This is a genomic window from Citrobacter sp. Cu231 (genome assembly GCF_030332265.1).
Lineage (GTDB): Bacteria > Pseudomonadota > Gammaproteobacteria > Enterobacterales > Enterobacteriaceae > Citrobacter > Citrobacter meridianamericanus.
On the sequence record NZ_JAOWIE010000042.1, the window covers coordinates 81,775 to 103,613 of the forward strand.

The window sequence follows — 21,839 nt, forward strand, 5'->3', positions numbered from 1 at the left end:
CTCGCCGGGAGTGTTATTACATTAACTCATGCATTTTTGCATAATCGATCAGCTCAACGATGGTGTGCAACCCGAGCTTGGAGTAGATATTAGCCTTGTGAGCACTAATCGTTTTATTGCTGAGTAACAACTGTTCAGCAATTTCCTTATTGGACAGACCGTTTGCCAGATAACGCAAAACCGTAACCTCGCGGTTAGAGAGCGGCATGTCATTCAGCACACCTTTTTGTGCATTTATATTGTTAATGAAGTTAAGGGTATCCGACGGAAAAAAAGAATATCCCGATAAAATCATTTTTACCGCATTATAGATATCATTGAGATCCTTTCGTTTACTGACAAAACCATTTGCACCGGCCCGGATAGCCCGCCCGGCATAAAAAGACTCAGATTTTGAAGATAGAAACAGTACCCGAGTTTTCTCCTGCAATGATTTTATTCTTTTGAGCAATGTAAACCCATCAGAGCCAGGTAGTTCAATATCCAGGATGACAAGATCGACGGGGTACGTGCGCAGATGTTCTATTGCCGTACGGCTGTCGTCGGTTTTCAATACTACCTGAATATTACTGTTTTTCTCGAGTAGTACTTCTATCGACATTCTGACAATAGGGTGTTCGTCCATAATGATAACGGATGCTGGTTTCATTTTTGTATGCCTCAAACTGTTTGCGTATCTTGCGAATTTGATAAAACATCAGGCGTTATAATATTGTCAAATAGCCAAGAATTGTTCTGAGGAGAATCGAATAAATATTATTTCATCCTTGTTTATTCGGTTGTTCTTCTGCAGAACAATGAATTTGTGGAAAATCCATTTCACACCGGGAAACTAACAATTAATCAGGAAACTAAGAGGATTATACCTGCTCTGTTCTTTCGGAAAAGACTTACGACATCCCGGATGTTAATGTCAGTTAGGATATTCTGAAAGTTCCAGATGTGTTAATGGCTATTGGTATTATTGATCTGTGGTTCGAATTATGGCAGATTGAAAATTTTTTTTAAATGGTAAAAACAATACAATAGACTAATTGTTTAGGTTTTGTTAAGACTGAAATTATGCTTTTTTATATCGAAATGCACAGAATCAGTAAGGTTAACTGTGAAAGTGGTACCAGATATAATACCAGGAATAGTTGTAAATATTAAATATTTGTAAAAATTAGATCTTTATTCTTATTCGAGAATAAGTAATTTCCTAAAAAATCTTATGGCACATAGGGTTATGATGTTAAATTAAATGAAGAGAGGTAACGCTGAGGCGGTGTATCAGATGCAAAAAGCGCTGTCTGTTGGGCAATCCCAGGCGCGTAATCAACTGGTTCAGGCGATAGATGATACGGTGGTAGGGTTGTGCTTGTAATAATGCAATATTTTTTAATGAGTTACCTTGTAAAAGTAAGGTAATCATCTCCCAATCGAGCTGATTAATGCACCTTGAGTGAAAATAATTTGGAACCGGAGATAATAAGGCTATACGTATCTCAGGGAGGTGTAAATTGCGTGACAAGATATAGAATGGACCAGACAGTGAAATAAAGGTAGTCAGATCGTCATCACGACTGGGAAGCATTATGAAGATCTGAATGTCACTACGCTGCTTAATTAGCTGGCGCAAACATTCAAGTATATCGAAATAAGGAGTTGTTAAGCTTTCTATGTCAATCACAAACTGGCTAATTACCGACTCCTGGATGCTGAGTAAGGCCGACTCAACGCTCTGGAAGATCGCCGTACGAGTACCTGAGAATAAATGTCGACTTAGTGCATAGGCCAGGTAGTAGTCTGTTGTGATTATCGCCTGAGATATAGTGTCGTCCGGTAAATTATGTTCGAGTTTTTGCGCCAGATACTCGAGCCGGTCAAATACTTGTGAGGTACAGTGGGGATATTGCCAGGTACAGTTAGGGTTTCGTATGCGGCGATAGCGATCCCGGCGTTTTGCGCTGTGCATCCTTTTTCATTCCATTTCTGTTGCGGCAGGTCTGGATAAATTGCTGACTATAAACATCCCTGACCCAAATTTTTTCCAGCGTAAGGGTTATGTCCTTGTGCCGTTGGGTTTCAGTACTTCAACAATCATCAGACTGGCAATTGCGTATCTCATCAGAATAATCTGCCGGAAATTTTCTGGTGTCTTACTCAATGCCCAAAAGATCGTTTTATCCAGTTCAACCTCTCTCTGATATTAGATAAAATATTACCGGGTGTGTCTTTCTGTTACTCCGGAAATAGTATTTCTGGATTATTCTGGCAGTCTGAGGATAGGTACAGTAGGAGCCGATACTTAATTGAGGATGAGATATTTCTCAATAAAAATTAGGCAGAGATATCCCGTCTAATTTTGTAGAAAATTCAGATGGGCGCGGATGTATCTTAAGAATTGCTGATCGTTTTTCACATGCAGCTTTTTCATTATGCCGCGTCGAGTCGCTTTGGCCTGAAGATCGCTAATTGAGAGCAGGTGAGCCGTTTCGGCTAAGGTGTATCCGCTGGCGAGAAACATTAAGAACTGGCGTTCTGCGACAGAAAAGTTGCGGGTAGTGCAGTAATGGCAGATAGTCGCAGGTACGCTGTGGCGCAGCGCGCGTTTTTGCAGGATGAGGACCAGTTTTTTGGTTATCTCATCTACGTCATCTTCCCGATAGATTAGCGGCAACATGTACAGGCAGGGTCTGAACATCAGCTTATCTTTATCGTTTTTGCTACAGATAACCACCCTGTGTTGGCGCCTGGTGTGGACCGGAACCTGGTAGCAATCGGCGCTGAGCCAATCTTCATCCAGTGAGATAAACGCGATTTCAGCGCGATCGATATCCTCGACAGGCAAAAAGCAAATCTCCTGATGCCACTGATTCGCCAGGTGGGAGATGATGATTTTCAGTCCATGTTCGAAGTGACTGTTTTCTTCCTTGATGGCAATACTTAACATTAAAGAGTTCCTGAACCGCTGGAGAGGGATAAAGGAATGTTAAGCAAAATCATAAATATTCTAAATACATGTATCCCTAAATCTGACGTTTTGTGAGCTGAGTTGTTACCAGGTGATTTCCTGGATACCTTTGAACAAGCAGAAAAAATCAACATTCGTACACTTCGTCAGCAACCGAAATCAAAAGGCATTGACTCAGCAGGCGCTGACCGTATAATTCACGCGTTTCATCTGCATGAAGTAATCACTTCGCAATGCGCCCTTAGCTCAGTTGGATAGAGCAACGGCCTTCTAAGCCGTAGGTCGTAGGTTCGAATCCTACAGGGCGTACCATTTCAACCTCACTTCAGATGTTCTGCTGCAGCGAACCGCGACAGCTTTTCCTTTTCCAGCCAGCGTTCTAATTCATAAAGGCTTTGTTGTATCTCTTCTCTGAGTGAAAAATCGCCTGACGGCTGCTGCTCAAGCTCTGCACACATTCTACTGGCAGAGCGCATCCCCATGCTGGCGCAACTGCTTTTTAACTGATGTGCCAGACGTTTTATCTGCTCGTACTCTTGGGCTGCGCGCGTAGTGTCAATGTCATCCAATAAAGGAAGGGTATGTTGCTTAAAGAGCGCTAACCATTCCTGCACCTTTTGCCACCCCATTATCTGGATATCCCCGGCTAATTGCTGGGTATCTAATCGTTCGTTGCTATGGACTGATACCCTTGGGAGAGAGGCATTCCCGTGAAGATAAAGCATAATTAGCCGACTGAGTTCATCCCGGGGAACCGGTTTTTGAATGATGCCGAGAAACAGGGTGCTGGTTCTTTGACTTAGCGTTTCGTCAATGACATGTGCGCTAAAGCCGATCAGGTTTAGCGTCGGGTACTCGCGGGTTAACTGCTGCGCCAGCGTGATGCCGTCGATATCAGGAAGATCGAAATCAACCAGGGCGGCATTATACTGGGCGTCTTGCTGCAGTTGCGTTAGCGCGGCAGCGGCATTGTCGACAGCGGTGACTTGAGCGCCATTGAGAGTGAGCATTTCCGCGCTGATGCGTTGCGTGAGAGGATTATCCTCAATAAGCAGTAAGCGCAAACCCTGCAACGACAGAGAACGTGGAACGGATTTCGCTACCGGCATCGCACCAGGCCGAAGTGGCAGACGTAAACGAAAGCAGCTTCCGACTCCTGGTGTGCTGGTGACACTTAATTCACCTTGCATCGCCTGCGCGAGGCTGGCGCTGATAGTGAGCCCAAGCCCGGTTCCTCCACGTTTACCGCTTACCTGAACAAACGGCTGAAAAATATCGTGCTGGCGAGCAGGATCAATTCCGCATCCCGTATCTTCAACCTCAATATACCAGTCTTGTTCTTCACGCCGACTACGCAGGATGATGTGTCCCCGATCGGTAAAGCGTAGTGCGTTGTTTAATAAGTTAGTAATGATTTGCCGGATGCGGCGCGGATCGCCGCGCAGGGAATCGGGTATATCGTCGGCAAAATCCGCAACCAGTTTGACCGGGCGACCGGCAACGCGGCCGTGCATGAGCTGAAGCGTACTTTCCAGCAACGGTTTGGGCTCAAAGGGTTCATCGCCGATCGCCACATTTTTTCCGCCCGCTTCGATGGCGGAATAGTCGAGGATATCGTTGAGTATGGTCAGCAGCGACTCGCCAGAGTCGGTGATTGCGTGCAGATTCTCCTGGTGCTGCGCCAGTGCAGGATTCTCTGAGAGCAATTGCGCAGTCCCGAGGATCCCATACAGCGGGGTGCGTATTTCATGGCTCATCGCGGCAAGAAACGCCGATTTTGCCTGGTTGGCTTTCTCGGCTTCAGCACGCGCGTGTCGGTGTTCCGACACCATAGAACGCAGCTCGGCTGTACGAGCTTTAACCTGAGCGGCCAGATGTTCGCGATGGCTATTGAGGGCGTGCACGCTGCCACGAAATGCATCCATCAACCGCCCAATGGTATCCAGTTCGCGAACGCCTGCGGTTTCCGGAAATGGGGAATCAATATCGCCTTCAAGCAAACGCTGTAACGCCTGGGTTTGCTGCGCCAACGGGCGCGTGACTGAGCGATAAACCACGCGCCAAAGAATAATAATCAACAGGCACAATGATACTGCGCCTAACAGCAGCAGCAGCGTTTGCCCGCGCTGGCTGGCCTGTTTGAGATGCGCCAGCCCGGTCTGATTGCGTTGGCCAATGGTTTCCACCAATTGACTGACTTCGCTGCTAAAGCGGGTAAATTGCTCAATATTGTTCTGCGATAAAATCTGTAAGCGGGTGGTGATGTCATTATCCTGACGATACAGGGCCAGCAGCTCGACATAACGGCCAATTGTATTCACGGCATCGGCAACCTGAGTGCGTACCACCGGATCTTCAATGCGTATTTGTCGGCGGTGCAGCACTCTGACTGCAGCATTCAACTGAGTTTCCAGCGCCGCCAGGTTATTCTGCGCCTGGTTATTCCCCAGATTCATCACCATTTGCTGCACGCGAAGCGCGCTCAGCCGCAGTTCATTCATCTGGTTATAATATTCCAGATCGATATCGATAAGCCTGTCGAGAGCGTTTTCTGCCGCTTTACCCTGATGACTCTCAATTAAATCATAAATGCTTGCCTGCGTGGCACCTGCCGAGGTGGCGGCATTGCTGGCCTGACCGCGCGCCATTTCGGCAACGTCGGCGGTAGCCTCAACCAGTTTTTGGCTGAGCTGTTGCTGTTGATCGCGTAGTCTCAGACGTTCACCAACCATTTCTCCCTGATGGCTTAACGACTGGGCGATCTCTTTTTCCTGCTGTTCAATAGCTGAGGTGTCAAAACCCTGTTCGCGAAGGGTTTTTAATAATGCGGTTATTTTCAGGCTTTGGGCGGTTAACATGCGCCCCTGCGCCAGCCACATATTTTCATTATCTGCGGTGGTCAGATTCTGCGCGGAAAACAGTTCCCAGGCGCTGGCTTCGCTGAGCTGGCGCGCCATGTCCATAGTCGGGATCAGGGCCTGGGTATTGGCCTGCTCAACCTGACTGACAAAACGCAGGTTATACCAGCCTACCAGCGTACTCATGAGGGTCAGTGTCGCCATCAGCGCGAAGCCTATCCACAGTCGTTTGGTCAGAGATAAATTCACGGTCTGGTCGCCACAGATTAAAAAGGTTGAGTCCGAAAGAGGAATGCAACTAGGATAAAGCCTTATCAATGTTGAGGCTATCATGCGCGTATTGGTTTTCCTGCTGATCACACTTTTTCCCGGCTTAAGTCATGCGGCCGGGTCCGCACTGCTGCGCTGGCAGGACACCCGGCAGGCAGTTTCGGGGACGCAGACGGACCTTACTGCAAGCAAAGTCTGGAAACTGTGCGCGTTATATCCCAGCCTGAAGGATTCCTACTGGCTTTCCGTGAATTACGGCATGCTTGAGGCGGCAAAAAAATATGGAGTAAGCCTGAAGGTGTTCGAGGCGGGAGGGTATCGCCAGTTCGACACACAAAAAACACAAATCGCCCAGTGCCAGCAATGGGGCGCGGATGCCATTTTATTGGGCAGCAGCACAACGACTTTTCCGGATTTGCAGGCGCAGGTTGGTACGCTGCCGGTTATTGAGGTAGTGAATGCTCTCCATGATGCGGCGGTAAAAGCCCGGGTGGGGGTTCCATGGTTCCAGATGGGTTACCAGCCAGGCCGCTATCTGGTTAAGTGGAGCGCGGGCAAACCGTTAAAGGTCTTATTATTGCCTGGGCCTGATGATGCCGGAGGCAGTCGTGAGATGGTGGATGGATTCCGCCAGGCGATTGCTGGCAGTCAGGTGCAGATTGTGGATGTGGCGTTGGGAGACAATGATATTGAAGTTCAGCGCAACCTGTTGCAGGAGATGCTGGAGCGTCACCCGGATGTCGACGTGGTTGCGGGTACGGCTATTGCTGCGGAAGCGGCGATGGGGGAGAGGCGCAATCAGGGCGCGCCGTTAACCGTTGTCTCATTTTATCTTTCGCATCAGGTGTATCGCGGGCTTAAACGCGCAAGAATCATTATGGCTGCCAGCGATCAAATGGTCTGGCAAGGTGAACTGGCGATTCAACAGGCCATCAGGGTGTTACAAGGGCAGCCGGTGCCGGAAAATATCAGCCCACCGATCCTGATACTCACCCCGAAAAATGCCGACAGCCAGCATATTAAGCACTCGCTGTCACCCGGCGGATTCCGTCCTGTGTATCAGTACACGTCAGCTGCTAAAAAGTAGCCTTCCCCGTGCTGCGTTACCAGTAAATCAGCCCGCAGCTTGTGGCGTAAACGGCGGATCAGTACGTCCACGGTGCGTAAGTCAGGATTGTCTACCCGTCGTGCTGACAGCATGCGCAGTAAACGTTCGCGACTGAGAATTTCCCCTGGATTGGTAACAAAAGCGACCAGCATTTCATACTCGGCGCGGGTGAGTTTGATTGCCTCATCGCCCAGTTCCAGGGTATGGCGGGAAACGTTCAGACAATATCCGGCAAACTGATAGCAGTTGTCTTTGGTCTCCGGTTGCGCCTGGCGGGCAAGGTCGATACGCCAAAGCAAATTTTTCACCCGTACCACCAGTTCACGTAGCTCCAGCGGCTTAGTGACATAATCATCGGCCCCCATTTCCAGGCCAACGATACGGTCAATTTGGTCACAGCGACCCGTCACCAGAATGATCCCCACCGTCGAGCGTTCACGCAGAGCGCGGGTTAGCATTAAGCCATTTTCATCCGGGAGGTTGATATCTAACAGAATGAGATCGACTGCGTGCTGCGACATGATTTCACGTAGGCCAGCACCGCTGGCTGCGACCGAGACCTGATAACCTTCCTGTTCAAAATAGGCCTGTAACCGTGCCTGTGTAACGGGCTCATCCTCAACAATGACAATGTGATGCGACATCCTGTTTGCTGTCTCTTTCTGTTCATATCTGTTCACATTGTGCCGTAAGCCATTCATCATGACCAGTGTTGCCGTTCATATTTGCGAAATAAGATCCTCTGTAACTAAACCATAAAAATACAGGGGCTATTATGCGGAAACTATGGAGGGCGCTGCTCAGACCGAGCGCACGTTGGTCAGTGTTAGCGCTGGTGGTCATCGGGATTGTGGTCGGTATCGCGCTGATCGTCTTGCCGCACGTGGGTATTAAATTAACCAGTTCAACCGAATTTTGCGTGAGTTGCCACAGCATGCAGCCGGTTTACGAAGAATATAAACAGTCAGCGCATTTTCAGAATGCCTCCGGGGTGCGCGCAGAGTGTCATGATTGCCACATTCCATCAGATATCCCAGGCATGGTGAAACGTAAGCTGGAAGCGAGTAACGATATTTACCAGACCTTTGTTGCCCACTCTATTGATACTCCTGAAAAATTCGAGGCCAAGCGCGCCGAGCTGGCGGAGCGTGAATGGGCGCGAATGAAGGAGAACAACTCCGCAACTTGTCGTTCCTGTCATAACTATGACGCGATGGATCATGCGAAACAGCATCCTGAAGCCGCGCGCCAGATGAAGATTGCGGCTAAGGATAATCAATCTTGTATCGACTGCCATAAAGGTATTGCGCATCAGCTTCCCGATATGAGCAGCGGTTTCCGCAAGCAGTTTGACCAGTTACGCGCCAATGCAAACGACGACGGCGATACGCTCTACTCTCTGGACATCAAACCTATCTATGCCGCCAAGGGTGATAAAGAACCTGCAGGTTCACTGCTGCCCGCTTCGGAAGTGAAAGTGTTAAAGCGTGACGGCGACTGGCTGCAAATTGAAATTGTGGGCTGGACTGAGAGTGACGGACGTCAGCGCGTGCTGGCGCAATTGCCGGGCAAGCGCATTTTTGTGGCCTCTATTCGCGGCGACATCCAGCAGCACGTGAAAACGCTGGAGCAAACCACCGTTGCAGAAACGAACACGCAATGGAGCAAGCTGCAGGCCACCGCCTGGATGCAGAAGGGCGATATGGTCAACGACATTAAGCCTATCTGGGCTTATGCCGATTCGCTCTATAACGGAACCTGTAATCAGTGCCACGGCGCGCCTGAGAAAGAGCATTTTGACGCCAACGGCTGGATTGGCACGTTGAACGGCATGATTGGCTTTACCAGTCTGGACAAACGTGAAGAACGTACCTTGCTGAAATACTTGCAGATGAATGCCTCTGACACCTCGGAAAAGCCGCATGGCGATAAAGGAGAAAGCAATGAAAAATAACGATCTCTTTCAGGCTTCTCGCCGACGTTTTCTGCTGCAGTTGGGCGGTTTGACTGTAGCCGGTATGTTAGGACCTTCTCTGCTCACACCGCGTAGCGCCAACGCCGCAGAGGTGCAGGGCGCTGGCGTAAAAGAGGGGATCCTGACCGGATCTCACTGGGGGGCAATCCGCGCCACCGTAGTTGATGGTCGGTTTATTGAGGCCAAACCGTTTGAACGCGATAAGTATCCGTCAAAAATGATCGCTGGACTGCCGGATCACGTGCATGGTAACGCGCGTATTCGCTATCCAATGGTCCGCGTTGATTGGTTGCGTAAACGTCATCAGAGCGATACCACGCAGCGTGGAGATAATCGCTTTGTGCGCGTTTCGTGGGATGAAGCGCTGGATTTCTTCTACCAGGAGCTGGAACGCATTCAGAAGACCTATGGCCCAAGCGCGCTGCTGACAGCCAGCGGCTGGCAATCTACCGGCATGTTCCACAATGCTTCCGGGATGCTGGCACGTGCCATTGCGCTGCATGGTAACAGCGTGAGCACTGGGGGCGACTATTCTACCGGTGCGGCTCAGGTCATTCTGCCGCGCGTGGTAGGGTCAATGGAGGTATATGAGCAGCAGACTTCCTGGCCGCTGGTGCTGCAAAACAGCAAAACGATTGTGCTGTGGGGCTCCGATCTGATTAAAAACCAGCAGGCGAACTGGTGGTGTCCGGATCATGATGTCTATGAATACTACGAGCAACTGAAGGATAAGGTAGCGCGTGGTGAGATTTCGGTCATCAGCGTTGACCCGGTCGTCACCTCAACGCATGACTATCTGGGCCGCGACAAGGTTAAGCACATTGCCGTGAACCCGCAGGCCGATGTGCCGCTACAGCTGGCGCTCGCACACACGCTCTATACCGAGAAGCTCTACGACCAACATTTCCTTGATACCTACTGTGTTGGGTTTGAGCAGTTTCTGCCTTATCTGCTGGGTGACAGTGACGGACAGCCTAAAGATGCCCAGTGGGCGGAAAAACTATGTGGTATCGATGCCGACACAATCCGTGAACTGGCGCGGCAGATGGCGAGCGGAAGAACGCAGATTATCGCCGGCTGGTGCGTCCAGCGTATGCAGCATGGGGAACAGTGGGCGTGGATGATCGTGGTGCTGGCCTCGATGCTCGGACAAATCGGTTTACCCGGCGGCGGCTTTGGCTTTGGCTGGCACTATAACGGTGCGGGAACGCCGGGGCGTAAAGGGATTATCCTGAGCGGTTTTTCTGGCTCCACCACCGTGCCTCCTGTCCATGACAGCACCGATTATAAGGGCTATAGCAGCACCATCCCGATCGCGCGTTTTATCGATGCGATTCTGGAGCCGGGCAAAAACATTAACTGGAACGGCAAAACCGTCAAGTTGCCGCCGTTGAAGATGTGCGTTTTTGCCGGGACCAACCCTTTCCATCGTCACCAGCAGATCAATCGTATTATTGAGGGCTGGCGTAAGCTGGAAACGGTTATCGCCATTGATAATCAATGGACCTCGACTTGTCGATTCGCTGACATCGTATTGCCCGCGACGACCCAGTTTGAGCGTAACGATCTCGACCAGTATGGCAACCACTCCAACCGTGGCATTATCGCCATGAAACAGCTGGTGCAGCCACAATTTGAAGCGCGTAATGATTTCGATATTTTCCGCGATCTCTGCCGCCGTTTTAATCGTGAAGAAGCGTTCACCGAAGGGCTGGATGAGATGGGCTGGTTGAAACGGATCTGGCAGGAAGGAAGCCAGCAGGGGAAAGGGCGTGGTGTTCATCTTCCGGCTTTTGATGTTTTCTGGAATCAGCAAGAGTACGTTGAATTCGAACATCCGCAGATGTTTGTACGTCATCAGGCCTTCCGCGAAGATCCCGACCTTGAGCCGCTCGGCACGCCGAGCGGTTTAATCGAGATTTTCTCCAAAACCATTGCCGATATGCAGTATGACGACTGCCAGGGGCATCCGATGTGGTTCGAGAAAATCGAACGCTCACACGGTGGACCCGGTTCGCAGCGTTGGCCGCTGCATTTGCAATCCGTGCACCCGGATTTCCGTCTGCACTCGCAGCTTTGTGAGTCTGAAGCGCTGCGTAAGCATTATGCGGTAAGTGGTAAAGAGCCGGTGTTTATCAACCCGCAGGATGCCAGCGTCAGAGGAATTCACAATGGCGATATTGTCCGTGTGTTTAACGCACGTGGACAAGTACTGGCCGGGGCGGTTGTCTCCGACCTCTACTCGCCGGGTGTGGCGCGTATTCATGAAGGTGCGTGGTACGATCCTGATAACGGCGGGGAAACCGGAGCGCTGTGTAAATACGGCAATCCGAACGTGTTAACGATCGATATTGGCACGTCTCAGCTGGCGCAGGCGACCAGCGCCCATACTACGCTGGTGGAAATTGAGAAATACACCGGCAAAGTGGATAACGTGACGGCGTTCAGCGGCCCGATCAAAATGGTGGCGCAGTGCGAATATGTTCCGGCAGAGAAGGTGACGTCATGACGAAACACTCTTCCCTGACAACAGAACAAATGGCCTGTGTGTACGCCTGGCTGGCGCAGCTGTTTTCCCGGGAGCGTGACGATGAAAGCCTGGCGCTTTTACAGTCCAGCGAAATGGCGGATTGGTTCGCGGTGTTAAAAGTTGAACCGTTGCTTGAGGCACAGGTCCTTTTACTGGAGGAAAAAATTGCTGTGCTGAAGGCGCGTGAAGACGCCACTCTGGAACTGGCGGCTGATTTTTGCAGCCTGTTCCTGATGTCGGATAAACACGCGGCGTTACCCTATGCGTCGGCTCATCTTGAAGGCGGGCCGAACTACGGAGTCATTAAACAACTGTTATCCGATGCGGGCATGCAGGTAAGCGATGCGTTTAGTGAGTCAGCCGATCATGTGGCTATTTTTATTGAATTGCTGAGCCATTTGCACTTTTCTCTGGGAGAGTCGGAGCTAAACCCTCAGCGTGTTGATGCGTTACGCAGAGAGACGCTGACGGGGTTGTTACGCTGGTTACCGGACTTCACCGCCAAATGCTGTCGGTATGATGCCTTTGGTTTTTACGGCGCGTTAAGTCAGCTGTTGCTGGCTTTGGTCAGGCTGGATAATCAGAGCTGAGAGCAGCATATCCGGAGGTAATGAATTTGTTGCCTCCGTCGTATTGCTACGTTCACCTTATGTTTTTCACTTCTCTGAAACGATACTGCCTGTGAACGTGTTAAGGGTACTATCGCCGTACCCTTAACAATCCCGGCCTTACGGAAACACGTCGGCAATTTTCAGCCGGACCAGTCCACACCTGACCTCCTACGCTTTTATTTGAAAATCGCTGAACAGCAAAACAAATTTAACTGGAAATCAGGGCGTTGAAGCGATGACCTCGTTACGGCTGTTCCACTCTCAGTTATTTCCAGGGTCATTCATCTTCGTGAACTGAATGGCATTAGCACATTCGCTCCCATTTTACTCATCTCACCGCACAACCAGCACCGGACATTTCGCATGGCGTACCACGGCTGCTGCCGTTGAACCCAGCAGATAAGTGCTAAAACCGGGTTTATGTGAGGCGATGATAATAAGCTCGGCGTCTACTGATTCCGCCAGTTTGAGGATCTGATCCTTTGGCGGGCCGTAAACGACATGAGTTTGACTCCTGCCTGCAGGAATATTGAACTGCTTAACAATCTCTTCAAGTTTTTCGCTGGCCTTGGCCTGCAGACCACTTCTATCCGGGAATTCAGTTGAATAGGCCAGCCCCAGCGAGGCATAAAACGGAACGGTAGGAATAACGGCTAAAAAGTGGACCTTCGCGGTTTTGGCATGCGCCTGGACCTGTGGAACAACATGGCGGGTTAAATCGGTTTCAGAGATATCAATGGGCACCAGAATTGAGCGATACATATTCACTACCTCCTGTTTGTTTACCTCTCCCCTGAGTGTAGCGAAAGTTGTTTCTGTATAATAAGTGACCAGATCAAGGTTAGGTGCATAAATGTGTTTCAATGAAAGATATGTGCCGCAAATCCTGGCGCGATGTATGTCTGATCAAAACCGCAAGAGGAATATTTTCTTTAACACTCACGATTGCTAAATAGTAAAGGGGGGCGTTTTTTACTTCCCTTCACTATATATTTAATTATATAACGAGTGTTGTTAAGGGGAGAATTTTATCGACGCTACACAGCCATCCATCTTTTATTCTGATTTTTTAATTATCAATAGATTAATAAACCTTAAGTGTAGATTAAAATTCTGATTTTAAACTAAATTTGGTATTTGCATTTCGTTCTCATTAAATATGCGAGTCCCTTCAAACTTAACCGCATGCTAATTCTCATTTCTCTCTTCAGTTGATGAATATCAATAAGCAGCTGCTTTTGGATAATTATTGTCTACCTATAAAAGGGTATTCGTCTTGTGGGAATAAAAGATGAGAAAAATAAATAAAACAATCCTCTGGACGATGCTGCTGTGCGTTGTTCTGGGGGGCATTATTGTATTGGCTGGGCAATGGACATTACACAAAACTTCGAGCACGGAATTCTGTTTGTCTTGCCATACGATGCAGGCCCCCTATGAGGAATATACCGGCTCGGTTCACTTCCAGAATCAGAAAGGCATTCGCGCAGAGTGCGCGGATTGTCATATCCCGCAAGGGGGACTGGACTACCTGGTGGCTAAGCTGCGGGCCTCAAAAGATGTTTACCATCAGTTCATAACCAAAAAGATCGATACTCCGGAAAAATATGAAGAACACCGTCTGGAGATGGCGCAAACCGTCTGGGCCCAGCTTAAGGCAAGTGATTCTGCGACCTGCCGGAGCTGTCACAGCATGGACGCGATGGACCTTGCCGCACAGAGTGCGGATGCCCAGAAAATGCACAAAATGGGCATCACAGAAAAGCAAACCTGTATTGATTGCCACAAAGGGGTCGCCCACTTCCCACCCGAAGTCAAAATGGATGACAGCGCGCTCAAAGGGCTTGAAGCGCAGTCAGCCTCCACTCCAGCTTCGGCAACTGAGCTTTATGCCGTAAGCAATACCGCGCTGGGCGATCTGGGAACCGTTTACCCGGCAACACAAATGCAGGTTCTGAAAACAACGGACAATACGCGACTGGTTGAGATTCGTGGTAGCCAGATGCAGGGAAGTGAACAGGTCATTTACTACGCGGCAGGACAGCGTTTGATTCTTGCCAGCCTGAGTGAAAAAGGTCAGCAGTCGCTGAAGATTCTCTCCGACTGGAAAAAAGATGATTACGGTAATGCCTGGCGAGATGTCGTGCTGCAGGGCGAATGGAGCGGTTCGGCCCTCGCCAGCCGCGAGCCTATGTGGGATTACGCACGCAAACTCGACAATGTGTACTGCGCGGGCTGTCATGCGCCAATTCCGGCGAATCATTTCACGCTCAACGCCTGGCCTTCAGTGGCAAAAGGGATGGGTGCTCGTACCAATATCAGTGAAAACGAACTGGATATCCTGAGCCGTTACTTCCAGTACAACGCTAAAGACATGAATAAATAAGCGATAAATCAGGAGAAATCATGAAACTCACAAGACGTGACTTTATCAAGACGGCTGGCGCGGCAACCGGAACCATGGCGATTTCTTCGGTGATCCCAATGCCAGCCTGGGCCGAAGGTCAAAATGGCGGAGCGATCCTGACGGCAGCCCGTTGGGGCGCGGTATACGTAGAAGTAAAAGACGGCAAAGTGGTTTCCTCAAAAGGTGCATTGCCTAAGACGGTGCCGAACTCGCTACAGCAAACCGCACCGGATCAGGTCCATACCAATATCCGCGTAAAATATCCGATGGTGCGCAAAAGCTATCTGGAAAACCCGGGTAAAGCGGATGGTAAACGTGGAAACGATCCCTTCGTGCGGGTTAGCTGGGAGCAGGCGCTGAAGCTCATTCATGAGCAGCATAGCCGGATCCGTAGCAGCTATGGCCCGTCCTCAATATTTGCCGGTTCTTATGGCTGGCGCTCCAGCGGGGTTCTGCATAAAGCGCAAACCTTACTGCAACGCTATATGAGCATGGCGGGTGGCTACGCCGGTCATACCGGAGATTATTCAACCGGGGCCGCGCAGGTGATCATGCCTTACGTTGTGGGATCGGTTGAAGTTTATGAACAGCAAACCACCTGGCCGATGGTGCTAGAGCACAGTCAGGTCGTGGTGCTGTGGGGGATGAACCCGCTAAACACCCTCAAGATTGCCTGGAGCAGCACGGATGAACAGGGGATTGAATACTTTAATCTGCTGAAGAAATCAGGCAAAAGTGTCATTGCCATCGACCCGATGCGTTCTGAAACCATCGAATTCTTTGGTGATAATGCCACCTGGATTGCGCCACATATGGGGACCGATGTGGCGATGATGCTGGGGATCGCCCATACACTGGTGAAGAAAAATCTCCACGACAAAGCCTTCCTGGAAAAATACACCACCGGATACCCGCAGTTTGAAGAGTATTTACTCGGCAAGAGCGACAAAATAGAGAAAACCGCCGAGTGGGCTTCCGGCGTGTGCGGCGTACCCGCTGAGCAACTGGAGAAGCTGGCGGAAATTTTCTCCAGCAATAAAACGATGCTCATGGCGGGTTGGGGGATTCAGCGCCAGCAATATGGTGAGCAAAAACACTGGATGCTGGTAACGCTGGCGGCGATGCTGGGGCAAATTGGTACCGAAGGCGGCGGCTTCGGGTTCTCGTATCACTATTCCAACGGCGGTAACCCAACACGCACCGGTGGGGTATTGCCAGCCATCTCCGCCAAAATTGAAGGCGGGTCATCAGCGGGCAACGACTGGGCGGTTTCCGATGCGGTGACCAGCCTGCCGGTAGCGCGAATTGTTGAAGCGCTGGAAAACCCTGGCGGCAAATATCAGCATAACGGTAAAGAGCAAACTTTCCCGGATATCAAAATGATCTGGTGGGCGGGCGGCGCTAACTTTACCCATCATCAAGATACCAACCGCTTAATCAAAGCCTGGCAGAAGCCTGAGCTGGTTGTCATCTCTGAGTGCTACTGGACCGCAGCGGCCAAACACGCCGATATTGTTCTGCCGATCACCACGTCGTTCGAGCGCAACGATCTGACCATGACCGGTGACTATAGTAACCAGCATCTGGTACCGATGAAGCAGGTCATCGCGCCGCAGTTTGAAGCACGTAGCGACTTTGACGTATTTGCCGATCTGTCTGAGATGCTCAAGCCGGGAGGAAAAGCGGTTTATACCGAGGGCAAAGACGAAATGGCGTGGCTGAAGCAGTTCTATGATGTCGCGCAAAAAGCCGCCCGTGCCCAGCGCGTCGCCATGCCTCAGTTCAATGCGTTCTGGGAGCAGAACAAACTGATTGAAATGCGTGAGAATGAAAAGAACAACAAATATGTGCGCTACGCAGAATTCCGCAGCGATCCGGTGATGAATGCACTCGGAACGCCGAGTGGTAAGATAGAAATCTACTCGAAAACGATTGAAGGCTATCAGTACAAAGACTGCCCGCCGCATGCGTCATGGATTGAACCGGATGAGTGGAAAGGAACGGCGGATAAGGATCAGCTGCAGCTACTGACGGCGCATCCGGCACATCGTCTGCACAGTCAGTTGAACTACGCGTCGTTGCGTAAAGAGTACGCGATTGCTGACCGGGAGCCGGTAACAATTCACCCGGATGATGCGAAAGCCAGGGGCATTGTTGAGGGCGATCTGGTACGCGTATGGAATGCGCGTGGCCAGGTGCTGGTTGGCGCCCACGTCAGTGATGGCATCAAACCGGGAATCATCTGTATCCATGAAGGCGCCTGGCCGGATATCGAAAACGGCATCTGCAAAAACGGCGGCGCGAACGTGCTGACGGCGGATATCCCGACGTCAAGGCTGGCGAATGGCTGTGCGGGGAATACCAGTCTGGTATACGCAGAAAAATTCACCGGTGAAGCACCAAAACTCACTGTTTTTGATGAACCCGCAATCGTCACTATTTAATGGTGGTTGATAAACGGGAACCGAAAGGTTCCCGTTTTTTATTGCTGCTTTGGCAATGTTTACTGTCGTTACTCTGCCAGCACAATGACATCTCCCGTTGCCGGGGCGTCAGATCCCGGTAGCCACAAGCGTCCCCACGAACCGGTGCAATGACAGCCGAGCAGCTTTTCCGGTTGCTGTTGCTTAATAAACTTTCGCGTCCGCCATAGTTTAGCGGGGGAGGCTGCGCGTAAATGGAATCCGCCGATGACGGCGTAAATTTTGTTAACGCCGGTGATGTTTTGGCAATGGCGTACGATATTCTCAATTCCCCGATGCCCGCAGCCGGTAATGATGACTAATCCGCGTTCAGATTTATAAATCAATACGCCTTCATCGCTGATGTAATCCGGTTGAGGCGTTTTCTTACTAATAACGCCATAGGCCTGCGGAGTGGGAACGCTAATTTCCCCGGACCATAAAAATCGATCGCTAATAGCCAATGGTTTGCGGGTGTATTCCATCACAAGTCGAGAGTAGTCGTTATCGCGGGAGAGTTTTTTTATTTTTCGCGGCGTTCCCGCAAGAGTGATTGAGGCGTAACGCTCACAGGCGATTTGAGGATGGCAAATAACACGACTGTTATCCGCAAGCCACGGCACGCCGCCACAATGATCGTAATGGCCGTGCGAAAGCACCACGGCGTCAAGCTGCGATAAATCAACCCCCATTTGCGCGGCGTTAAGTATGAAGCTGTCGTCCGGCCCGGTATCAAACAGTATGGTGGTGGTTTTATCCTGAACCAACAGACTGAGTCCAGGCTTTGCCCGTAATGATTTATCTGCGCCAGTCGCGCGCCGGTTTTCAAGCAATACCGTGAGGGTTAAAGCCACATCTGACTCCAGTATTAAAATGGCATACTTTAGCTCAGGGTTATTGTGAGCGCTGTGATCGCAGCGCTCTTTAGCGTTATCTGTTACTGCACACAGTTTGCCTGTGCGCGGTGTTTTTCCGCCTGCTGCTCATGGGCATAGGAATGACCATTATTCATCGACTGATGTACTACCATCGCTTTTTCATGTTCATTCATTTGTGAGAATGATTGTGCGTGGGGTGACGTTTCTGCTGCATTAACGCCAGCAGAGATAAAAAACGCGATAGCGAAAAAAGAGGATATCTTGTTCATCATATTTCTCCTGTATGGGTTTACGGAAGAAATTATAAAGAGCGAGGACAGTCAGTGACGTGACAGGATTATGACGGTTGTGTCAGAGAATAAGGATGACGCCGAAACGTCATCACCAGGAATTATACTGCGTGCTTGGGTAGCGTCAGAATAAAGCGGGTGGAGCGGGCATCGGAGGTGACCGCCACTTTTCCTTGATGGGCGATGACAATTGATTTCACAATCGCCAGCCCAATACCGCTGCCTTCACCTTTACGCTGGCGTGAAGGGTCTACCCGGTAAAATCGGTCAAAGAGTCGGGGGAGATGCTGAGGGGGGATTGGGGGGCCGGGATTTTCCACGACTATCTGGACCTGGTCATCCGCGTCTTTCACTCGCACGGTGACCGACTCGCCTTTTGGCGTGTAGCGCAGGGCGTTTGAAAGTAGATTACTCACCGCCCGGCGTAGCATTAACGGGTCGCCTGAAACCCAGCATGCGCGTCCTTCAAAACGTAAGCCGACCTCGCGCTCTTCTGCCCAGGCTTCGAAAAAGTCGAACACTTTCCCCACCTCATCAGCCAGATTCAGCGCTGTCTTCTCCGGGATTAGCTGATTATTGTCCGCCTGCGCCAGAAACAGCATGTCACTGACCATTTTCGACATACGACCAAATTCTTCGAGATTGGAATACAGCACGTCTTCCAGCTCTTTTTGGCTGCGGGTCTGGCTGAGCGCAATTTCCGTTTGTGTGACCAGATTGGTGATGGGGGTGCGGATCTCATGGGCAATATCCGCCGAGAAATTCGACTGACGTTTAAATACGTCCTCGATACGCTCGATCATGTGATTAAACGAACTGACCAGTTGTTCCAGTTCAATAGGCACAGCCTGCGGATCGAGACGCACATCGAGATCTTTCGAGGTGATATTTTGGATGCGGCGACTGACGTTACGGATCGGTTCATGACCTTTGTACACGGCGAACAGCACGATAAAAACAATCATCATGCTAATTAGCGATGCCGTCATAATCAGTTTGTTTTTCAGGTCGTTAATATAGTGCAAATGAAAGTCTATCGATAACGCCAGATACAGCGTATACGCCGCTTTTCCATCAGCAAGCTGTCCTACCGGCAGGCGAATCATTCGCCAGTTCGACGACGTTTTCTGTCCATGAAGATGTTGGGATGTTTGTAGCGTTGGGCCAGAGATAATAAAAACATCACTGACATGGGCATTTTTATCCGGCTTTGCGCTGGCGATAAATTGCCGGAGATCCGGGGCATTGGGCGAATGAAAAATAGCCTTCTGATTGCTATCTTCCAGCGAAATAATGACGTTCGAGTAACCTGCTACCACGTTTTTTAGCGTTTCCAGACGACGTGATTCTGGCTCATTGGGTTGGTTAATAATTCGCTCCAGCGTGGCGCTGATCTGTTGTAAATCATTAATGTCCTGTTCGGCGAAATGGACCTTAACAGAGTGGATCATTATCCATGCAAAGGCGAAAAATGAAGCGATGGTCGCCAGGCTGATAAAAAAGGTCAGTCGTGTTGCCAGCGAAAAAGGGCGTCGCCATCGTTTACCGCGCATCGGGAACCTCAAGCATATAGCCCACACCGCGCACGGTCTGAATCAGTTTTGGCTCAAAGTCGTTATCAATTTTGGCGCGCAGACGCTTCACGGCGACGTCGATGGCATTGGTATCACTGTCAAAATTCATGTCCCAGACCTGGGAGGCTATCAGCGAGCGGGGTAACACTTCCCCCTGATGGCGCAGAAAAAACTCAAGCAGGGTAAACTCTTTGCTGGTCAGGGTGATGCGTGTACCGCTACGGATGACTTTTCTGCTCACCAGATCAACTATTAAATCTGCGACCTGAAACTGGCTTTCGACGATCACCGCCGCGCCCCGGCGCAGCAGCGTTCTGACCCGCGCCAGCAGCTCAGCGAAGGCGAACGGTTTAACCAGGTAATCATCCGCGCCGAGCTCCAGACCTTTAACCCGATGTTCAATGGTGCCCAGCGCGGTGAGAAGAAGAATGGGCATCCCTTTGTTGGCGGAACGCAGCATCCGCACGATATCCCAGCCGTTTACGTCCGGCAGCATGATGTCGAGTATGAGCAGGTCGTAATCGCCGGTCATCGCAAGATGGTACCCGTTCAGGCCGTTATCCGCTAAATCCACGACAAAACCCGCCTCCGTCAGGCCTTTCGTCAGGTATTCACCGGTTTTTTTCTCATCTTCGACTATCAAAACCTTCATCGTATTCTCCTTCACGCACAGGGTGTGCGAACTTTCAATTCTAGGGATGCGGGATCGGATAGCAAACGGTTATTGGGAAAATGACAGTTTTGTCATTTTCCTGTCACCGCTTAAACAGAGTCGTTTCGTTAAAGTACAACACTATAAATTCCCACTTATTTCAGGGTCATCAGTCCGGTCAGGACGAGAAGAACTATGAGCAAATTTAAGCTTCTTACCCTCAGCGCGATATTCATTCTCGCCGGTTGTTCATTGGCTCCAGAATATCAGCGCCCGGCGTTGCCGGTACCGCAACAATTCTCCTTGAGCCAGAATGCCCTGATTTCTGCACCGATGGGATATCAGGACACGGGGTGGCGGACTTTCTTCGTTGACTCACAGGTAAAGGCGCTGATTGGCGAGGCGCTGGTCAACAACCGCGATCTACGTATGGCTGTGCTGAAAGTTCAGGAGGCGAGAGCGCAATATGGGGTCACGGACGCCGATCGCTACCCGCAAATGGTGATGCTGCCAACTTACTGATTTAGTGTATGATGGTGTTTTTGAGGTGCTCCAGTGGCTTCCATTTCCATCAGATGTCCTTCCTGCTCCGCTACTGAAGGCGTGGTGCGTAACGGCAAAAGCACTGCCGGACATCAGCGCTATCTCTGCTCTCACTGCCGTAAAACATGGCAACTGCAGTTCACTTACACCGCTTCTCAACCCGGTACGCACCAGAAAATCATTGATATGGCCATGAATGGCGTTGGATGCCGGGCAACAGCCCGCATTATGGGCATTGGCCTCAACACGATTTTACGTCACTTAAAAAACTCAGGCCGCAGTCGGTAACCTCGCGCATACAGCCGGGCAGTGACGTCATCGTCTGCGCGGAAATGGACGAACAGTGGGGCTATGTCGGGGCTAAATCGCGCCAGCGCTGGCTGTTTTACGCGTATGACAGGCTCCGGAAGACGGTTGTTGCGCACGTATTCGGTGAACGCACTATGGCGACGCTGGGGCGTCTTATGAGCCTGCTGTCACCCTTTGACGTGGTGATATGGATGACGGATGGCTGGCCGCTGTATGAATCCCGCCTGAAGGGAAAGCTGCACGTAATCAGCAAGCGATATACGCAGCGAATTGAGCGGCATAACCTGAATCTGAGGCAGCACCTGGCACGGCTGGGACGGAAGTCGCTGTCGTTCTCAAAATCGGTGGAGCTGCATGACAAAGTCATCGGGCATTATCTGAACATAAAACACTATCAATAAGTTGGAGTCATTACC

General features: G+C 50.4%; 17 protein-coding genes, 1 tRNA gene and 1 pseudogene. 9 read left to right on the forward strand and 10 right to left on the reverse strand.

Annotated features, from left to right (window positions below; all coding sequences use genetic code 11):
* Positions 1–16: 16 nt before the first annotated feature.
* The 3 genes from fimZ to fimW form a co-directional block, all read right to left on the reverse strand.
* Entirely contained in the window at positions 17–649 is a 633-nt protein-coding gene (gene fimZ / locus OGY15_RS16540) for a fimbria biosynthesis transcriptional regulator FimZ (RefSeq protein WP_003021902.1), read from the reverse strand.
* Between the two features lie 585 nt (positions 650–1,234).
* Complete coding sequence (fimY, locus tag OGY15_RS16545) at positions 1,235–1,957, reverse strand: fimbria biosynthesis regulator FimY (protein WP_151218680.1); 723 nt, start codon at positions 1,955–1,957, stop codon at positions 1,235–1,237.
* A 384-nt stretch (positions 1,958–2,341) separates the two neighbouring features.
* Positions 2,342–2,935, reverse strand: a complete 594-nt coding sequence (gene fimW / locus OGY15_RS16550; RefSeq protein WP_151218681.1) for a fimbria biosynthesis transcriptional regulator FimW — start codon at positions 2,933–2,935, stop codon at positions 2,342–2,344.
* A 256-nt stretch (positions 2,936–3,191) separates the two neighbouring features.
* On the opposite strand from fimW, the gene OGY15_RS16555 reads away from it, so the two are divergent.
* Positions 3,192–3,268, forward strand: a tRNA-Arg gene (locus tag OGY15_RS16555).
* Positions 3,269–3,276: 8 nt separating this feature from the next.
* On the opposite strand, the gene torS is transcribed toward OGY15_RS16555, so the two are convergent.
* A complete protein-coding gene (gene torS, locus OGY15_RS16560) occupies positions 3,277–6,063 on the reverse strand; it encodes a TMAO reductase system sensor histidine kinase/response regulator TorS (RefSeq protein WP_252837975.1) in 2,787 nt (928 codons plus the stop codon).
* A gap of 82 nt (positions 6,064–6,145) precedes the next feature.
* Between torS and torT the strand changes: the two genes are divergently transcribed.
* Positions 6,146–7,171: a TMAO reductase system periplasmic protein TorT gene (gene torT / locus OGY15_RS16565; RefSeq protein WP_286540169.1), complete on the forward strand. Its 1,026-nt coding sequence runs from the start codon at positions 6,146–6,148 to the stop codon at positions 7,169–7,171.
* Here the strand turns inward: torT and torR are convergent.
* On the reverse strand, positions 7,144–7,836 hold the full coding sequence (torR, locus tag OGY15_RS16570; RefSeq protein ID WP_151218684.1) for a two-component system response regulator TorR: 693 nt from the start codon (positions 7,834–7,836) through the stop codon (positions 7,144–7,146). The two genes, torT and torR, sit on opposite strands and share 28 nt — an antisense overlap.
* A 131-nt stretch (positions 7,837–7,967) precedes the next feature.
* Between torR and torC the strand changes: the two genes are divergently transcribed.
* The 3 genes from torC to torD are packed head-to-tail and all read left to right on the forward strand — an operon-like array spanning position 7,968 to position 12,287.
* Positions 7,968–9,146 carry a pentaheme c-type cytochrome TorC gene (gene torC, locus OGY15_RS16575; RefSeq protein WP_151218685.1) on the forward strand — a complete coding sequence of 393 codons (1,179 nt, stop codon included), beginning with the start codon at positions 7,968–7,970 and terminating at the stop codon, positions 9,144–9,146.
* A complete protein-coding gene (torA, locus tag OGY15_RS16580; protein ID WP_252837977.1) occupies positions 9,136–11,676 on the forward strand; it encodes a trimethylamine-N-oxide reductase TorA in 2,541 nt (846 codons plus the stop codon). The genes torC and torA overlap by 11 nt, the downstream gene beginning before the upstream one ends.
* Positions 11,673–12,287 (forward strand): molecular chaperone TorD, encoded by a 615-nt coding sequence (gene torD, locus OGY15_RS16585; RefSeq protein WP_151218687.1) that lies wholly within the window; start codon positions 11,673–11,675, stop codon positions 12,285–12,287. Before torA ends, torD begins: the two co-directional genes overlap by 4 nt.
* A 354-nt stretch (positions 12,288–12,641) precedes the next feature.
* Here torD and uspF read toward each other — a convergent pair whose 3' ends face one another.
* Positions 12,642–13,070 carry a universal stress protein UspF gene (uspF, locus tag OGY15_RS16590; RefSeq protein WP_187252863.1) on the reverse strand — a complete coding sequence of 143 codons (429 nt, stop codon included), beginning with the start codon at positions 13,068–13,070 and terminating at the stop codon, positions 12,642–12,644.
* Between the two features lie 529 nt (positions 13,071–13,599).
* Here uspF and OGY15_RS16595 point away from each other — a divergent pair.
* Positions 13,600–14,694 (forward strand): NapC/NirT family cytochrome c, encoded by a 1,095-nt coding sequence (locus tag OGY15_RS16595; protein WP_151218688.1) that lies wholly within the window; start codon positions 13,600–13,602, stop codon positions 14,692–14,694.
* Positions 14,695–14,714: 20 nt separating this feature from the next.
* A complete protein-coding gene (locus tag OGY15_RS16600; RefSeq protein WP_286540174.1) occupies positions 14,715–17,159 on the forward strand; it encodes a trimethylamine-N-oxide reductase 2 in 2,445 nt (814 codons plus the stop codon).
* 68 nt (positions 17,160–17,227) lie between these two features.
* Here OGY15_RS16600 and OGY15_RS16605 read toward each other — a convergent pair whose 3' ends face one another.
* The 4 genes from OGY15_RS16605 to cusR all read right to left on the reverse strand — a co-directional run bounded on the left by OGY15_RS16605 (position 17,228) and on the right by cusR (position 20,571).
* Positions 17,228–18,031 carry an MBL fold metallo-hydrolase gene (locus OGY15_RS16605; RefSeq protein WP_210904791.1) on the reverse strand — a complete coding sequence of 268 codons (804 nt, stop codon included), beginning with the start codon at positions 18,029–18,031 and terminating at the stop codon, positions 17,228–17,230.
* Positions 18,032–18,114: 83 nt separating this feature from the next.
* The gene (locus OGY15_RS16610; protein WP_187253028.1) at positions 18,115–18,324 is read right to left on the reverse strand and encodes a PcoE/SilE family metal-binding protein; all 210 of its coding nucleotides are present in this window, start codon (positions 18,322–18,324) and stop codon (positions 18,115–18,117) included.
* 122 nt (positions 18,325–18,446) lie between these two features.
* Positions 18,447–19,898 carry a Cu(+)/Ag(+) sensor histidine kinase gene (locus OGY15_RS16615; protein WP_210904792.1) on the reverse strand — a complete coding sequence of 484 codons (1,452 nt, stop codon included), beginning with the start codon at positions 19,896–19,898 and terminating at the stop codon, positions 18,447–18,449.
* Complete coding sequence (gene cusR, locus OGY15_RS16620; RefSeq protein ID WP_151218692.1) at positions 19,888–20,571, reverse strand: copper response regulator transcription factor CusR; 684 nt, start codon at positions 20,569–20,571, stop codon at positions 19,888–19,890. The genes OGY15_RS16615 and cusR overlap by 11 nt, the downstream gene beginning before the upstream one ends.
* A 195-nt stretch (positions 20,572–20,766) precedes the next feature.
* Between cusR and OGY15_RS16625 the strand changes: the two are divergent.
* Both OGY15_RS16625 and OGY15_RS16630 read left to right on the forward strand, forming a co-directional pair.
* Positions 20,767–21,072 (forward strand): annotated as a pseudogene (locus tag OGY15_RS16625) (TolC family protein); the annotation flags it as partial.
* Positions 21,073–21,126: 54 nt separating this feature from the next.
* Positions 21,127–21,824, forward strand: a protein-coding gene (locus tag OGY15_RS16630; RefSeq protein WP_230138812.1) for an IS1 family transposase whose coding sequence is annotated in 2 segments (ribosomal slippage) — positions 21,127–21,376 and positions 21,376–21,824 — 699 coding nt in all. Because the reading frame shifts where the segments join, the coding sequence is not laid out codon by codon here.
* Positions 21,825–21,839: the final 15 nt, after the last annotated feature.

What these genes read in the sequence shown, in the direction of transcription:
- fimY (WP_151218680.1), bottom strand. Translation starts at nt 1,957, where the DNA reads ATGCACAGCGCAAAACGCCGGGATCGCTATCGCCGCATACGAAACCCT.
- torA (WP_252837977.1), top strand. Translation starts at nt 9,136, where the DNA reads ATGAAAAATAACGATCTCTTTCAGGCTTCTCGCCGACGTTTTCTGCTG.
- uspF (WP_187252863.1), bottom strand. Translation starts at nt 13,070, where the DNA reads ATGTATCGCTCAATTCTGGTGCCCATTGATATCTCTGAAACCGATTTA.
- OGY15_RS16595 (WP_151218688.1), top strand. Translation starts at nt 13,600, where the DNA reads ATGAGAAAAATAAATAAAACAATCCTCTGGACGATGCTGCTGTGCGTT.
- torT (WP_286540169.1), top strand. Translation starts at nt 6,146, where the DNA reads ATGCGCGTATTGGTTTTCCTGCTGATCACACTTTTTCCCGGCTTAAGT.
- cusR (WP_151218692.1), bottom strand. Translation starts at nt 20,571, where the DNA reads ATGAAGGTTTTGATAGTCGAAGATGAGAAAAAAACCGGTGAATACCTG.
- torC (WP_151218685.1), top strand. Translation starts at nt 7,968, where the DNA reads ATGCGGAAACTATGGAGGGCGCTGCTCAGACCGAGCGCACGTTGGTCA.
- fimZ (WP_003021902.1), bottom strand. Translation starts at nt 649, where the DNA reads ATGAAACCAGCATCCGTTATCATTATGGACGAACACCCTATTGTCAGA.
- OGY15_RS16600 (WP_286540174.1), top strand. Translation starts at nt 14,715, where the DNA reads ATGAAACTCACAAGACGTGACTTTATCAAGACGGCTGGCGCGGCAACC.
- torR (WP_151218684.1), bottom strand. Translation starts at nt 7,836, where the DNA reads ATGTCGCATCACATTGTCATTGTTGAGGATGAGCCCGTTACACAGGCA.
- fimW (WP_151218681.1), bottom strand. Translation starts at nt 2,935, where the DNA reads ATGTTAAGTATTGCCATCAAGGAAGAAAACAGTCACTTCGAACATGGA.
- torD (WP_151218687.1), top strand. Translation starts at nt 11,673, where the DNA reads ATGACGAAACACTCTTCCCTGACAACAGAACAAATGGCCTGTGTGTAC.
- OGY15_RS16615 (WP_210904792.1), bottom strand. Translation starts at nt 19,898, where the DNA reads ATGCGCGGTAAACGATGGCGACGCCCTTTTTCGCTGGCAACACGACTG.
- OGY15_RS16610 (WP_187253028.1), bottom strand. Translation starts at nt 18,324, where the DNA reads ATGAACAAGATATCCTCTTTTTTCGCTATCGCGTTTTTTATCTCTGCT.